This is a genomic window from Microcoleus sp. Pol12B3 (assembly GCF_036701355.1).
Taxonomy (GTDB): domain Bacteria; phylum Cyanobacteriota; class Cyanobacteriia; order Cyanobacteriales; family Microcoleaceae; genus Microcoleus.
The window spans coordinates 1-17,035 of record NZ_JAUBQS010000023.1; the positions used below are offsets into that span (position 1 = coordinate 1).

The window sequence follows — 17,035 nt, forward strand, 5'->3', positions numbered from 1 at the left end:
TAGGGTCTAAGCTAGTCAGGTCAACATCAGCGGGGAGAGAAAGGGCGGCTTTAACTAAAGATTGGGCTGATTCTGGTTCAATTCCTTTGTCTATTAAGTCGGCGATTAAGGTGGTTAGGAGGGTGACTACACTAGAATCTGGTGGTGCGGTGACTGGTGTTTCTAGGGGTAAGCCGGTGGCGGTGTCAATGCCTCCTATGGCTACTAGATTACCTTCTGATGGGTCGATTTCTCCGTTTTTGTTGGTGTCGAATGTCTCGAAGGGGATATTGAGATTGAATTTACCGCCTGTATCGGTTGTGGTTGATGGTTCGTTGGTATCGAGGACGGCGTTTTTGTTGGCATCTAAGAACACAGTTGCACCGGAGATATAACCATCAATCACCCAGCGCCCATTTTTCGTTGTTACTGTGAAAGTCTGTTCGCTACGGCCACCGTAATTGTCTGTAGCTGTTAATTTCACCTTGAAGGGTTGCGAACCGCTTGGGGGAGTTCCGGTAAATGTGATGGTGTTTTCCGAGGAGTTGAATTGAAGCCCAAGCCAGCTAGTGTTTGAGCCACTGTATAAAGAACTGCCATCAGGTAGAGTTAACTGGTAATTAATCTGGTCGCCATCAGGATCAGTGTATACATTTTTGATAGGTTGGTTAAACTCAGTGGGCTTGGAACCCAGGTGAATTTGCTCTTCTGGCGGGCTGTTCTCAACCGTAAAACTCCCTCCGAAGGCAAAGGGGGAACCTGCCCAAGCATTATCAATTGCTTGCACCCCCCAGTTATATTCCCCGCGAGGTAAGTTTTTAAGTTGCCACTGGGTGTTTTGACTAACATTCCCCAACCCAACAATTTGTCGAGTGCCGTCCCACAGAGACATCGGGGAAAGAATATACTTACCGTCGGAAGTCTTAACTTGCAGGTTGTAGCTTAAACCATCAGCAGGAGTTTGAAGGTCAGTTGCTTTGTTCCATTTAAAAGTGACATTTCGACCAGCCGACTCAGCCTTCAGCCCTGGGGGTGCAGTGGGAGGAGTGTTTGCATTAGGGGTGTTGTTGCGGAAGACTTTGGTAAAGGAGTCACTGTTACTTGAACTACCTGCAAGCAGGATATCCAATTTGCCATCCTTGTCAAAGTCACCCCAAGCAGTTGTGGATGATGGGTTAGTAGCACCAGGCTTTGCGCCACTGTCGATTTGTGCCCCGCTGTCGGTAAAGCCATTGCCCGTGTTGCGATAGACTTTGGTGACGCTTGTTCCTGGACTTTGGAAATCTTGTTGCTTCCAACCAGTGAGCAGGATATCCAATTTGCCGTCATTGTCGTAGTCTCCCCAAGCAGCTTTAGCTTGACTCAAACCAGGTATCTGTGCACCTATGTCTTCAAAGCTGGCTGACCCATTGGTACTGGTTGTGTTGCGGTAGACTTTGGTGAAAAGCTGGCCTGAACCATTCGCGCCGTCGATCGCCCCCGTGAGCAAAATATCAAGTTTGCCGTCGTTGTCGTAGTCTCCCCAGGCCATATCATCAACTCTGGCGCCAAAGCGAGGGAATTCTGAACCTAAACCAGGCAATGATACGTTTGTGTCTTTAAAAACGCCATCGCCCAAGTTGCGGTAGAGTTTGGCTTTTTGCCTTGGCCACCCTGATTGAGTCTGTTGTGACTCCCTTACCCGGATCAGAACATCGAGTTTGCCATCATTGTCAAAATCTGCCCAAACCCCAGAACTGGTAGCACCAGCTATTTCGCTAGTAGAAAATAGTGGTTCGCCAGTATCGAGACGTGCTTTGCTGTCTTGAAAGCGGTCTTGATACATATTGTTGTTTGGAGCTGTGTTGCGGTAGAGCGTGGTGGCGAGTGGGTAATCGGGGTAATTACCTGTCGTATTTAGCAACAAATCGGGACGCCCGTCATTGTTGTAATCTGCCCAACTCGAGCTAAAAATTCGAGAGGGGAGAAGGTCACGTAGCACTATATTTTCTGGGTTATCGCCAAAGTTAAAGCCCGGATCACTGGCGTAGATTTTGTAGCTGGAAGTGTTGTCGCTCTTGGTATTGGTCAGCGAGGTATCCAGTCGCCCGTCATTGTTGTAATCTGCCCAGACTGAATTCTGACCTGGCAAGCCTCTTCCATAAAATTCCCTAAAGCCATATTCGCTCAACTTTTGGCCGTTGTTGTCGTAGGTTCCGGTGTTGTCGTAGATTTGGCTGTTTCCGAGGATATCTAGTTTGCCATCATTGTTGTAGTCTCCCCAGATGGCTGTGGGCTGAGCAGATATCGGAGCCTTCGTGTCGGTGAAAAGTCTGTCAGCATCAAAAATTTGCAAGGTGGTAGAGCTTTGAGTGCCAATATTGGCATTATCCGCACTAGCGATCCGAAACGCGATTTCTTCTGTTCCCTCACCTTGAGTATCCGGCAAAATGTTAATTGTGAAAGTTTGAGTAGCTTGGCCTGGGTTAAAGGTGACGGTGACTTGACCAGAGTCACTGGAGGCAAACTTCCAATCTGTTCCCTCAGTCGCTGAACCACCAGTAACAGGTTGTATGTCCACCTTGGAAATTTTGTTTAGAGCCTCCGCAGTCCCAGTGCGAGTGAGAGTAATTTGTTTCTGAACTCCTGTGGGACTTTCATTGACTTGGTAAGTAGCTTGGGAAAATTTTACCGTGGGAATACCAAGTAGCGGTCCGGTGTCGTTATCGGCGATCGCTACCGTCGCCATTAGAGCTGTGTTATATCTGGTATCAGAACTCGATACATAGTGAACAATATTAGCGCTGTGCGCGCCTTCCACAATCGTATCGTCAACCGCCTTCACTGTAACGTTTTGAGGGACATTCCAATTATCTGGAGTGAAAGTGAGAGGAGCGATCGCCGCTATCTGCTGATCTGTTGTGAATTTGATAGTTACCGGGGCGATCGGCTGCGACGTTAATTTGATGTCATAATTGCCATTCGCGCCACCTTCTGTAGCAGTTGTACTCGTAGGTGTAATGAGCACATATGCTGCGTCGTTATCGGCAATCTGTACTTTTACATCCTGAACAGCCGTCCCGCTATAGTTAGGGTCTGTACTGGTAAGGATGTGAGCGATCGTGCCAGTGTGTGCGCCTTCGGCTTTGCTATCGTCGGTAGCGGTGACAGTGACTGTTTGCGGGATATTCCAGTTAGTGCTGTTGAAATTAATCGCAGAAACTGGATTAATTTGACTGCCTGTATTGAAGCTGAGGCTAACAGGTGCGCTCGGTTGGCTGTTGAGCTGGACTGTATAACTGCCCGTTGCACCGCCTTCTATAGCACTTGTACTCGTAGGTGCAATGGTAACACCTGCTTTTTCGTTGTCGGTAATCGCTACATTTACATCCTGAACCGTCTGACCGTTATAGTTAGGGTCTGTGCTGGTAAGAGTGTGAGCGATCGTGCCAGTGTGTGCGCCTTCGGTTTTGAGATCGTCGGTAGCGGTGACAGTGACTGTTTCCCCTTTCTCCCAGTTAGTGCTGTTGAAAGTAATCTCAGAAATCGGATTAATTTGACTGCCTGTCTGGAAGCTGAGCTTAACATCTGCTTTCGGTTGAGTGTTGAGCTTGACTGTATAACTGCCCGTCGCACCGCCTTCTGTAGCAGTGGTACTCGTAGGTGAAATACTCACACCTGCTGTGTCGTTGTCGGTAATGCCTACATTTACATCCTGAACTGCCGTCCCGCTATAGTTAGGGTCTGAACTGATAACAGTGTGACCTATCTTGCCGCTGTGAGTACCTTCGGCTATGCTATCGTCGGTAGCGGTGACAGTGATTTTTGTCCCCCTATCCCAGGTACTGCTGTTGAAATTAATCTCAGAAATCGGATTAATTTGACTGCCTGTATCGAAGTTGAGCTTAACGTCTGCATTCGGTTGGCTGTTGAGCTTGACTGTATAACTGCCCGTCGCGCCGTCTTCTGTAGCAGTTGTACTCGTAGGTGTAATGATCACACTTGCTGTGTCGTTGTCGGTAATCGCTACATTTACATCCTGAATTGCCGTGCCACTATAATTAGGGTCTAAACTCATAACAGCGTGACCTATCTTGCCGCTGTGAGTACCTTCGGCTATGCGATCGTCCGTAGCGGTGACTGTGACTGTTCGGGGAGCATTCCAGGTACTGCTGTCGAAATTAATCGTAGAAATCGCCTTGATTTGACTGCCTGTATTGAAGATGAGGTTAACAGGTTCATTGGGTTCGCTGTTGAGCTTGACTGTATAACTGCCCGTCGCACCGCCTTCTGTAGCAGTTGTACTCGTAGGTGTAATGATCACATCTGCTGTGTCGTTGTCGGTAATCGCTACATTTACATCCTGAACTGCTGTGCTGCTATACTTAGTGTCCGCACTGTCAACACGGTGAGAAATCTTACCCGTGTGCGTGCCTTCGGCTTTGCTATCGTCGATAGCAGTGACTGTGACTTCGTGGGGAACATTCCAGTCACTGCTATCGAAATTAATCGTAGAAATCGCCTTGATTTGACTGCCTGTATCTAAGATGAGCTTAACAGGTGCATTCGGTTGGCTGTTGAGCTTGACTGTATAACTGCCCGTCGCACCGCCTTCTGTAGCAGTTGTGCTCGTAGGTGTAATGATCACACCTGCTGTGTCGTTGTCGGTAATAGTTACATTTACATCCTGAATTGCAATTGCCGTGCCGCTATACTTAGGGTCTGAACTGCTAACACGGTGAGCTATCTTACCGCTGTGCGGACCTTCGGCTTTGCTGTCGTCGGTAGCAGTGAAAGTGATTGTTACCCCTTTATCCCAGTTAGTGCTGTCCAAGATAACAGGCGCGATCGCATCTATTTCAATTCCAGTAAAGTTAATGGTAACAGGGAGCTTCGGCTCAGACGTTAACTTGATCGCATAACTGCCCGTCGCGCCTTCTGTAGCAGTTGTTTGCGTGGGACTAATAGAAATACCAGCCGTATCATCGTCTTTATTGGTAATGCTAACATCCGCTGCCTCTAGCTTATAATTCGGATCGGTGCTAACAGCAAGCGCTGTGATAATTTTGTAGTCAATATTGCCGTCAACAATGCTATCGTTAACCCCTTTTACTGTCACCGGCTGCGCTGTATTCCAGTTAGCCGGAGTGAAAGTTATGCTAGCAGGGGAAACAGTTCCCTCCGCAACATTGTCACTGGTCAAACCGATAGTCACATCAGCAGTTGGTTGAGTATTTAGAACCACAGTAAACTTAGCAGGAGTGCCATCTTCGCCAGTAGTTAATCCCGCCGTCGGATTCACTGTAATTCCCGGAGTTTCATTGTCACTGTTGGTGACGGTGACATCTTCAGGATCGACGTTATTGTAATTAACATCGGTGCTCACAGCAGCAGCCGTGACAATTTTGTAAGGTTGAGGGCCATCAGCTACTAAATCGTCAACACCACTCACTGTTATTGTTTGCGGTTGATTGTAGTTAGCAGGAGTGAAAGTTAAGCTATTAGTTGAAACTGTTCCTTCGGTTGGATTAGAACTGCTCAAACCGAGCTTAACATCAGCAGTGGGTTGAGAGTTGAGTTTGACAGTGAAGGTAGCAGTGCCACCGACTACTTCACTTGTAGTTAATGCTGTTGGGTTAATAGTAAAGCCAGCTTTGTCATCATTAGTAATAGTTGTGGTAGCGGTAGCAATGGTAATTGTCGGTGTTACGCCTGGGCTTGTGGGACTTGAAAGGGTGACGGCTATGGTTTCGTCGGGTTCAGCTAGGGTGTCGCCTAATACATCCAGAGTAATGGTTTTAGATGTTTCATCAGCGGCAAAATTAATTGTGCCGGTAGGGGTAGTTGCCCCTGAAGTGCCACCGATGTTGTTGTAATCGCTGACGTTTGTAGCTGTGCCGGCGATCGTATAATTGACGCTACTTGCCCCGCCTGTGTTGCCGCTGCGAGTGGCGGTGAAAGTCAGAGGTTTTGTGCCGCTATTGCCTTCAGGAAGGCTGGCAGTACCAGCGGCGATGGCATAAGAAACAGTACCGTTGGCTGCAATATTTAATGTTGTTTGTTTGGTTGTACCGGCAATGCCTCCGGTGATTGTGCCAAAGTTGAGGATTGCGGTTTCGGCGTTTTCCGGGAGATTGTCGGGTTTGATCGTGACTGCAACATTCTGGGTGAGAGTAGCAGTACCGGCGGGGAAAGTAATAGTAGTAGGCGAAAAGGTGTAGTCTGAATTTTCGGTGGCTGTGCTGCTGGGGTCGATGACAATTGGTACAACTACATTGTTTAAAGGAGTGCCACCGCTGAGAGTAACGGGAATTACTGTATCCGCAGATCCTTCAGTAGCGCTGTAAGTTGCAGCCCCGAAATTGACTGTATTTGGTTTGTTTAGGAAAACAGAAACGTTGTTTGAAGAAAAGTTTGTCACCGCTAAATCAGGCAAACCGTTCCCGTCTAAATCAGGCAAACCCTTCCCGTCTAACTCAGGTGAACCGTCCTCCTTCAAATGCTTCACAGCAACAGCAGTAGGAGTCGATCCCGCATCTAAATCAGCAGTCTGGGTAAATGTGCCGTCGCCATTCCCCAACAGAATTGAAACCTTGCCATTTTTCACGACAGCCAAGTCTTGCTTGGAGTCAACGTTGAGATCCGCAACGGTGACAAAACTGGGACTCGATCCCACTGGAATTTCCGTAGTAGTAAAGCCCCCACCACCATTTCCGAGGAGAATTGAGATGCTGTTAGACTCAAAGTTCGTCACAGCCAAGTCGGGGAAGTCGTCATTATTGTTAAACTTCCCCACAGCCAGAGAATATGGCCGCGACCCCACTGTAATATTATTGGCAGCGCCAAAACTCCCACTACCATCGTTCAGTAAAATTGAAACGCTGTTAGAACTATTTGGCATACTGCTCGTCACAGCCAAGTCTTGTTTGCCGTCGATATTAAAGTCAGCAACGGCAATAGATTCAGGATATTTTACTACCAAAAAGTTTTGAGGAGGTGCAAAAGTGCCATCAATATTCTGCAATAGAATTGAGACGACACCATTAGTATTGGGGGAACCCGTGGCGCGATAACTAGCTAAAGCTAAGTCTGCCCGGCCGTCACCATTAAAATCTGCCGCAGCAATGTATTTAGGGGAAATCCCCGATCCGAAAGATACATTGACGGGAGAACCCAAGCCACTGTTACTCCCAAAAAACATTGATAGAGAACCAGCGCCATTATCTACAACCAAGTCGTCATAGATATCTGTATTATTAAATTTAGCGACAGCGAGAGTATGTGCCCCAGATGGTAGTGGGAATCGAGTAACAGTGCCAAAGCTACCCGTGCGATCTCCTAACAGAATTGATGTGTCAGCAGCGCTGTAATTGTCGGCAGCGCCACTGTCCGCCACAGCTAAGTCCTCTTTTAGGTCGCCGTTAAAATCACCGACACCGACGAAGACAGGATTTGCCCCTGTACCAATATTTGTGGCCGCACCAAAACTATTCAAAACATACTCGTAACCTGCTAACACTTCGGGTCCAAATACCAGCGGCGTTTCTATTTTCCCGGTTCTCACTTCTAATTCCCAGTCGCCGCCTTTGGCTACGCTTCCCGTGAGGTTTTGGGAAGCCGCAACCGACGCCCCGGTTAACTCACTCAAGCGTTTGACAAATGCTTTTCCTGTCTCGCCTGCTGCTACACAGCACCCGTAGAGGAGGATATTAGGTCGATTTTTGCTGAGTGAGTCGGTTTGTGGCGAAAACCACTGCTGTAGAGAATTCCGATCGCACTCTATATCATCTAAACTAAAGCGAACGTCGCCGAGTTGCAAGCTGCCGGGAGCACCGTGAGAAACGATGTGAATGCTGTCAATATTGGTACGAAGAGCTAAAATTTGAGTAATTTGGTCGATCGCATCCCGGTTCCCATCCAAAACCACTACTTCCGTACCCGGTTTTACCCCAGCGATCAAACTTTGATAGTTTTCTACTTTCGGATCGATAAAGGCGATCACACTTGGTGAAACTTGATTATTTAAATTTGGCATACTGCACCTACTAATAGCTAAAAAAACACCATGATTTCCCTGTTTCGCGACTGGCCTCCGAAACTCTTTCTCAAGGTAGTAGTAACCATAACTGTTTTTTGAGAAAATCTCTATAAATTTTTCTTTATAAATCCCTATTTAATTAAAGTTTTGATAAAGTTGAGGAATTCTATTAAGTAATATTACGGGTGAGCGATCGCGAGGTGGCTTTTATAACACAAAAAGAATTCAATCGCAAGTGTAATGAGACTGAAATATTAAGAGCAGGATTTTTGATACATATGTGCGATCGGGTTGGGTCGTTCGTCGTTTCAACCCCTGGCGGACTTTCGGGCAAGGGTGGGGGTGGGTTTACGAGATTATGGGTTTTAGGCAATTATTTCTCGTAAAACCCGTCCCTACAAGTTATTCGTTAGAATATTTAAGAGCGATTCCCTACGGGATAGCTTCGCACGCGCAGACTTACTTCAAACTCTGATAGCATCAGTGCTTTAACCCACATCTTTCTTAAATCAATCCGAAATTAACGGCACTGATACTGCTAGCAGAAACACCACCCAGAGAAGCTAAAATCTCCCCTGTTTGTGCAAACTTGATTAAAGTTGCACCGCTATCTTGGACAATTGCCAATTGCGAGAAACTCAACCCATTACCCAATACTAATAAGTCCTTACCGACTTCAAAGTCATCGATTGTATCAATACCAGAATTGGTAGATAATAAGAAGCGATCGCTGCCTACGTCCCCTACTAAGGTATCATCGCCCAAATCGCCACTGAGGAAATCGTTACCCTCACCTCCTAGCAGAATATCATTGCCTTGACCGCCGTAGAGGGTATCGTCGGCTTTTTCACCAATTAGAATATCTTCACCTCGATTGCCAGAAATAAAGTCACTGCCGGCGCCTCCTGTCAAGATATCAAAACCCTTTCCGCCGTAGAGGGTATCGTCACCCGTACCGCCCTCGGTCAAATCGTTGCCTTGATTGCCATTAATCCAGTCATTCCCATCAAGACTAAAGAGCAAGTCATTTCCTTTTTTACCGCGCAATATATCATCGCTAGCACTGCCAGTAATGGTATCATTGCCATCTGTGCTTTCGGTAGTATTTCCCCCATCTTTAACGAATTCAATACCGCTTTCTGGGAAGGGTTCATCGGCTGTAGATGGTGGGCTAGAGTCATCAGTATCTAAAGTATTACGGACTGTTGGGTTGTTAGCTGTCGCCGACTGAATTTGGGTATTTAGAGATGCACCAGTATTTTCGGAAATCGCCGACTGAATCGTCTTATTTCCGGCTGCGACTTGCAGTAAATCTTGGGCTACTTCTCCTTGTGCGACTTTTTGTATGCGGGCGATTTCTGTCGCGGCATCTGATGGCGAGGAGTTGCTGGAGGCGATCGCCTTTATTCGCTGATTTCCCTCGGCAATAATTTGGGCAGCATCCGAAGCAATACTAGATAGTTGCGGTACTTGCAGTTGACTCGCCGCCGACTGAATAATCGCTTGCAATTGTGTGGAATTGCTTAAATCGAGAGTGCCAGATTTAATTTGATTGGCAACGGCGGAAATTACGCTAGAGGCAATCTCATTTTTCGCGGTAGTTGAAGCACCGCTAATTAAACCTGTGACTAAAACAATGGTATTTTGTACCTGAGCGTGTGTTGCATAAACACTTAATCCATTGGGATCGTTTTGAGTAATTTCCTGTAACGGGTCATAGCTAGTCAAGTCAATTTCTGACGACACTCCCAGTGCAGATTTTACCTGAATTTGCGCCTGATTTAAGTCAGTACCTTGCTCGATCAACTCGGTCAATAGGGTAGTCAAGGGAGTAACTACTGTAGCATCGGGTGTGGCAAATAGGGGCGTTTGCTGCGGCAAATCAGTAGAGGTATTGATGCCGTCTATCAGTACAATTTTGCCTTCTTCTGGTTCGAGGTCGCCACTATTATTTTTGTCGAACTTGTCAAGAGAGACATCTAAGTCAAAGCTGCCATCTGTGTTAGTAATTGAGAACGCTTCGTTGTCATCTTTGACTTCATTAAAGTTGGCATCGAAGAAGACTGTGGCCCCTGCCATGTAACCGTTAATACCGCTGCCATTTTTGCTAGAACTAGATCCCAGACTGAAATCAGCTAGTTTAAAAGTAGCAAAATTTTCATCGTAGACTGTTTTTTTAAATCTCCAAACTCCTACTTTAACTTTAGCACCTAAAGAAGCATTAATTTGACCGTTTATATCAAAGAGTTGCGAAGGTTTGCTGATGCGTTCAGAGATTTCAGAGGCTCTAATTTTCCCATCGCTTGTGCCGTTATTTTCTCCTTTGTCTACCAAATCAATACCTACATTTCCCTCAATTCCTCCTTTTAAATAACCAGAAGCAACTACCACATCTAGTCCAAATCCAGCAGCAATACTAGCTTTAAGTTTGAGTTCGTCAACATCTTGTCCTATGCCGTTAGCAGTTTCGCGATCGCTCACATAAAATCCATCCAAAACTTTAATAGCCGATCGCGAATCGAACCCAGCATTTTTCCACTGTTGAAGTCCGTAGGTATCGTATCCAAATCCTAGATCAGCAGATGCACTAAATTTTCCTTCTAAAAGTCCGCTGATTGGTCCCCAGATGGGAAAGGTTTTGTCGATGTTGAAGTCAAACCCTAGTTTGGGCATATCATAGGTAAAAAGGTTGACATCCGGTTTCCCTAATAGCAAATTAACTGCATTAATTGGCTTAGTTAATAGGGGTATGTCTAGACCTTCAATTCCTGTAAAATCATTCAAAAACTTCTTGACTTTGCCTCCTGTTTTTGAGTTTATTTGTTGGTTGGCGTTGGCAGGACGACTCTTAGAGACAAGCACAGCATTTTTAGTGGTAGAATTGGGATTTGTAGCATCAAACTTTCCTAGTCTATAAGAACCTAAGTCAAGGAATAATCCACTATTATTGGTTGAAATTTGGTTGGCTAACTGACTGAGATTGTCAATGTTTTTAAGGCCATCTAAGAAGCGAGTATCAATTTTTTTGCCTAACAATGTTCCTGCTATGTCTACAAGAGTAACTTTGCCATCTTTATTTTGGTCAAAAAACTTGCCAAGACCAATTTTAGACACTAATTTAGTATCAGCATTCAAGAAGTCAACAACTGGTTTGAAGGGCTTGACAATTTCTGAGATTTTGCCGACAATTGGTTTAGCAAAGTTACTGACAAATGTTCCCAAGTTAAGTTTGACATTATCGAAGTTTACCGTTGGAGTTTGCGGCCCGGTTAATTCACCGTTAGCGTAGTTGACGATCGGCCAATTAACTCCGATGTCGAAGTCAAAGGATGGGATAGCCGGATTGCCGTTAATGCTAGTTTTGGCTTGCAGACCGAGATTAGCACTACTATTTAAGGTAGGGTTCAATAAGTCTGACAACTGATAGTTGCTAGTAAGTTCTGGGAAAGTTAGGCGATCGCCGTCATTTGCACCTCCCAAATTATCTAAATCTTTTAATTTGACGGCAAATTTTGCTTCAGCTTTGGTAGGACTGTCCTTATCGTTGGCAAGGTCAATTTGGAAAAAGCCTAATTTACCTTTGGCATTGAAATTATTATCTAGACCAGCTTCTACATTTGCGTCCAGTTTGGTTTGAGTGGTGTCAACATAGAAACCAAAATCTTGATTGATGCCAAATCCTAATGATAAGTTACCCTCAAGTTTGGATTGTGCTTTGCCATTTACATCCAAACCTAGTGCTGGAATTCCTAAGTCTCCAGAAAGGTTAACATCTGGAAATTTATAGTTTTGGTCTAGGAAAATTTGTAGATTAATGTCGTCTGGAGTTCCTTTGCCAATGACTTTTAAACGAGGCACAGAGAAACCAAATACAGACTTGTTGGGAGGGAAATATTTGGTTAATTCTGCTTGCAGGTTGTTGGCAATTTGTTCAGAAAATTTTTGGGTAAATTGAGAAGTTAATTTTGCACCTAATGCTTCGGAATTGAAATTGCCATCTAGCGAATCTTGGACAAGAGAAGTGAGGGTTGAACTGAGAGTACGCTCGCTGACTAACTTCAACTCATTTATTGCAGTCTCTTTGAAGGTATTAAGGAAATTTAAAGCACTAGAATTGCCGGGAATTACGTCTTTCAATTTTCCTAAGATTGGAAGTTTAACTTCCATTAAATTTTGATTGAGACTGTCTTGAAGCTGAGTCAAACTTCTTTCCAACCCTTGTAATGTTTGCCCCCAGTTAAAAGAGACGTTATCGATATTAACTGTTGGCTTTTGCGGTGCAGTTAATTGACCGTTGGTATAATTAATCGCCTGCCAATTAGCGCCTAGGTCAAAACTTAAGGAAGGAAAAGCAGGATTGTTGTTAATGCTAGTTTTAGCTTGCAGACCGAGATTAGCATTAGCAGTTAAGGTAGAATTAAACAAGTCTGATAACTGATAGTTACCGCCAAGTTCTGAGAGAGTTAAGCGAGAGCCATCATTCGCACCTCCCAAATTATCCAAATCCTTCAAATTGACTGCTAATTTAGCCTCAGCTTTAGTGGGATTTTGAAGATTATTATTCAGGTCAAGTTGTAAAACGCCTAAATTAGCTTGTGCCTTAGAGTTGTCATCTATTCCGGCGTCAAAATTAGCTGTAAGCTTGGTTTTGTCGGTATCTATGAAGCAACCAAAATCTTTATGGACGCCCACAGCGATCGCCAAATCAAAATTTGCTGTTGATTTAGCTTTCCCATCCGTAGTCAAACCTAATCTCGGCACCCCTAAATTTTGGGCTAAATTAGCATCGGTTTGATATGCTTTACCCAGTGTAATTAGTAAAGTGCTTTCATCTTGAGTAGAATTGCGATAGACTTTGACGTTGAAATCAGATCCAAGTACATTGCCCAGAGTAGTTTCTAACTGATCGGTAGTTTGATTTACCCCATTTTTAACCGCATCGACTAGCTTATTTTTGAAGCTGTCAATAAAATTCGGGGCAATGTTCTTGAGGGAACCAACGATCGGTAGTTTAATTGTGTTTAGCTGGTCGTCAAGGATGTTTTCAAGTTTGTTCAATCCAGCTTCTAAACCGCACCAATTATTCTGTGTGTTGATGATACCAGCAGGCGGTGTCGGCGGTATCGGCGGTGTCGGCGGCTCAACTATGACTGGCGTTGGTGTCGGTGTCGGCGGTGTCGGCGGCTCAACTATGACTGGTGTTGGTGTCGGTGTCGGCGGCTCGACTATGACTGGCGTTGGTGTCGGCGGTGTCGGTGTCGGCGGCTCGACTATGACAGGCGTTGGTGTCGGTGTCGGCGGTGTCGGTGTCGGCGGCTCGACTATAACTGGCGTTGGTGTCGGTGTCGGCGGTGTCGGTGGCTCGACTATAACTGGCGTTGGTGTCGGTGTCGGCGGTGTCGGTGCAGTGTCGTTATCTGCGATCGCCACTGTCACCCCTGGAACCCCAATCCCATTATACTTAGCATCAGTGCTACTCACATTATAAGTAATATTGCCGCTGTGCGCCCCTTCCACAATTGTATCGTCAACAGCTTTCACCGTAACGGGTTGAACGACATTCCAATTATCTGCATTGAAAGTCAGAGGCGCGATCGCCTGAATCTGATTACCTGTTGTGAGATAGATCGTTACAGGCGCGATCGGCTGCGACGTTAATTGGATGCCATAACTGCCATTCGCCCCGCCTTCTGTAGCAATTGTTGCCGTGGGAGTAATAGAAATACCAGCGGTATCATTGTCCTTATTGGTAATGCTAACATCCGCTACATCTCGGTTGTTATAATTCCCATCTGTACTAACAGCAGCAGCCGTGAGTATTTGGTAGCCAATATCGCCGTCAACAATGCTATCATTAACCCCGGTTACTGTTATTGGTAGCGCTGTATTCCAGTTAGCCGGAGTGAAAGTTATGCTAGCAGGGGAAACAGTTCCTTCTGCAACATTGTCACTGCTCAAACCGATGGTAACGTCAGCAGTTGGCTGAGTATTCAGAACCACAGTAAAGTTAGCAGGAGTGCCATCTTCACCAGTAGTTAATCCCGCCGTCGGATTCACCGTAATTCCCGGAGTTTCATTGTCACTGTTGGTGACGGTGACATCTTCAGGATCGAGGTTATTGTAATTAACATCGGTACTCACAGCAGCAGCCGTGACAATGTTGTAAGGTAGAGGGCCATCAGCTACTAAATCGTCAACACCACTTATCGTTATTGTTTGCGGTTGATTGTAGTTAGCAGTAGTGAAAGTTAAGCTCTCCGTTGAAACTGTTCCTTCTGCAACATTGTCACTCCTCAAACCGATGGTAACGTCAGCAGTGGGTTGAGAATTGAGTTTGACTGTGAAGGTAGCAGTGCCACCAACTTCATTTGTAGTTAATGCTGTTGGGTTAATAGTAAAGCCAGCTTTGTCATCATTAGTAATAGTTGTGGTAGCACTAGCAGTGGTAATGGTTGGTGTTACGCCCGGACTGGTGGGATTGGACAGGGTGACGGCTATGGTTTCATCGGGTTCAACTAGGGTGTCGCCTAATACATCGAGAGTAATGGTTTTGGATGTTTCATCGGCGGCAAAATTAATTGTGCCAGTAGCAGCAGTTGCGCCTGAAGTGCCGCCGATGTTGTTGTAATCGCTGCTATTTGTAGCAGTTCCGGCGATCGCATAATTGACGCTACTTGCCCCGCCTGTGTTGCCGCTGCGAGTGGCGGTGAAAGTCAGAGGTTTTGTGCCGCTATTACCTTCGGCAATGCTTGCAGTATCGGCGGCAATGGCATAAGAAACAGTACCGTTTGCTGCAATAGTTAGTGTCGTTTGTTTGGTTGTACCTGCAATGCCATCGGTGATTGCGCCCAAGTTGAGGATGGCCGTTTCATCGTTTTCAGGGAGATTGTCAGGTTTGATCGCGACTGGAATATTTTGTTCTGTACTTGTTCCACTTGCGGGGAAAGTTAGGGAAGTCGGCGATAGGGTGTAGTCAGAATTTTGGGTAGCGCTGGTGTTGGGGTCGATCGCAATTGGTACAATTACATCACCAAACGGAGTGCCGCCGCTGATAGTGACGGGGATATTAACCACTGTATCTGCATCCCCTTCAGTTCCGCTGAAAGTAGCCGCACCGAAATTAATTGTGTTCGGTGAATTCAAGAGAACTGAAACATTATTAGAACCTCTGTTAGCAACTGCGATATCGAGTCTGTCGTCCGCATTGAAATTTGCGATCGCCAGAGAACTCGGATTTGTTCCGACGCTAAAGTTGGTCGCACTGCTAAAACCGCCAGTTCCATTTCCCGCCAAAATTGAAACGTTATTAGCACCGCTGTTGCTAACAGCTAAATCTAGTCTGCTGTCGCCATTAAAATCGCCAATTTTAATCGCACTTGGGTTTAAGCCAACATTAATATTGGTCGGAATGCCAAAACTGCCATTTCCTGTTCCCAATAAAATTGAAACGTTATTAGAACCGCTGTTGGCTACCGCGATATCGAGAAAATTGTCGCCGTTAAAATCTCCGAGTGCGATCGCACTCGGACTTTGACCGACATTAATATTAGTCGGATTGCCAAAACTACCTTGACCATTTGCCGATAAGATGGTAAGATTATTAGAATTTTGATTGGCGACGGCGAGATCGAAGAAATTGTCGCCGTTAAAATCTCCCGCAGCGATCGCACTGGGACTTGGCCCGACATTCACAGTAACAGGAGTGGGAAAATTGCCTTGTCCCGTTCCCAGGTAAATGGCAACATGGCCTTCAGGTGCATAAGCATGAGTAACGGCAAGGTCGGGTAAATCATCAGCATTAAAATTGCCGACAGCGATCGCACTAGGGTAATCGCTCGCACTCAAAAATCCCGGACTGTTAAAGTTGCCATTACCCGCTCCTAAAAAGATATAAATGCTGCTAAATTCGACACCTTGTGTGGAAGTTATCGCTAAGTCGGAAAAGTTATCGCCGTTAAAATTTCCAACTGCGATCGCGGTAGGACCCCATACCGAAGTCAAATCAGTTCCAGAGTTAAATCCTCCTTGACCGTTTCCCAGTAAAATAGAAACGCTATTCGAGCTGATGTTAGCAACAGCTAAATCTAAGATGCCATCGGTATTGAAATCGGCAGCAGCAACAAAAGATGGACTGCTTCCCGCATTAAAGTTACCACCAGAACTAAAGGTATTGAGGACGTGACTGTAAGCTGCGATCGCTTCTGGTCGAAATGCTAAAGATGTTGCTATTTTCCCTGATGTTACTTCTAGGAACCAGTCGCCGCCTTTTGCTGCACTTCCGGTGAGGTTTTCGGAAGCAGCAACCGACGCGCCGGTTAACTCACTCAGGCGTTTTATAAATGCTTTACCTGTCTCGCCTGCTGCTACGTTGCACCCATACAAAAGAATGTGAGGTCGATTGTTGGGGATTGAGTCGGTTCGTGGCGAAAACCACTGCTGTAGAGAATTCCGATCGCACTCTATATCATCTAAACTCAAGCTACCTTCGCCGAGTTGCAAGCTGCCTGGACTGCCGTGAGAAATGATGTGAATGCTGTCAATATTGGTACGAAGAGCTAAAATTTCAGTAATTTGGTCGATCGCATCTTTATGCCCATCCAAAACGACTACTTCCGTACCCGGCGTTACTGCGGCAATCAAACTTTGATAATCTTCAACTTGAGGGTCGATAAAGGCGATCGACCTTACAGAAACTTGATTATTTAAATTTGGCATAATCCACCTGACTGGGGCTTCAAAAAAATACAAAAATTCCGCCCTTTCGTGACTGGCGTCCGAAACTATCTATCAATTTTTATTTATACAGACACACCCTTTCTCCGTAAAAACCCGGTGAGTGTTCCTCTTTTGTCGTAACCCTAACAGTTTTTTTACATAAAATATGTAAATTTTTCTTAAAAAATAGTTGGTTAATTAAAATTTTGGTAAAGAGCTAGAAAATACTTAAGTATTATTACTGTAAAAAATGCGAGATTGATTTACCACAAATATTTGTGAAACGTAAGTGCAATTGTACAGAAATTTCAAACTCAGCAATTT

The 17,035-nt window shown here is 45.4% G+C and carries 2 protein-coding genes; both read right to left on the reverse strand.

Annotated elements, in window-relative coordinates:
* The coding region (locus tag QUA53_RS13705; protein ID WP_333097728.1) for an FG-GAP-like repeat-containing protein at nucleotides 1-7,993 on the reverse strand (7,993 nt) is incomplete at its 3' end.
* Between the two features lie 507 nt (nucleotides 7,994-8,500).
* The gene (locus QUA53_RS13710) at nucleotides 8,501-16,711 is read right to left on the reverse strand and encodes a DUF4347 domain-containing protein (RefSeq protein WP_333248909.1); all 8,211 of its coding nucleotides are present in this window, start codon (nucleotides 16,709-16,711) and stop codon (nucleotides 8,501-8,503) included.
* Between the last annotated feature and the right edge of the window lie 324 nt (nucleotides 16,712-17,035).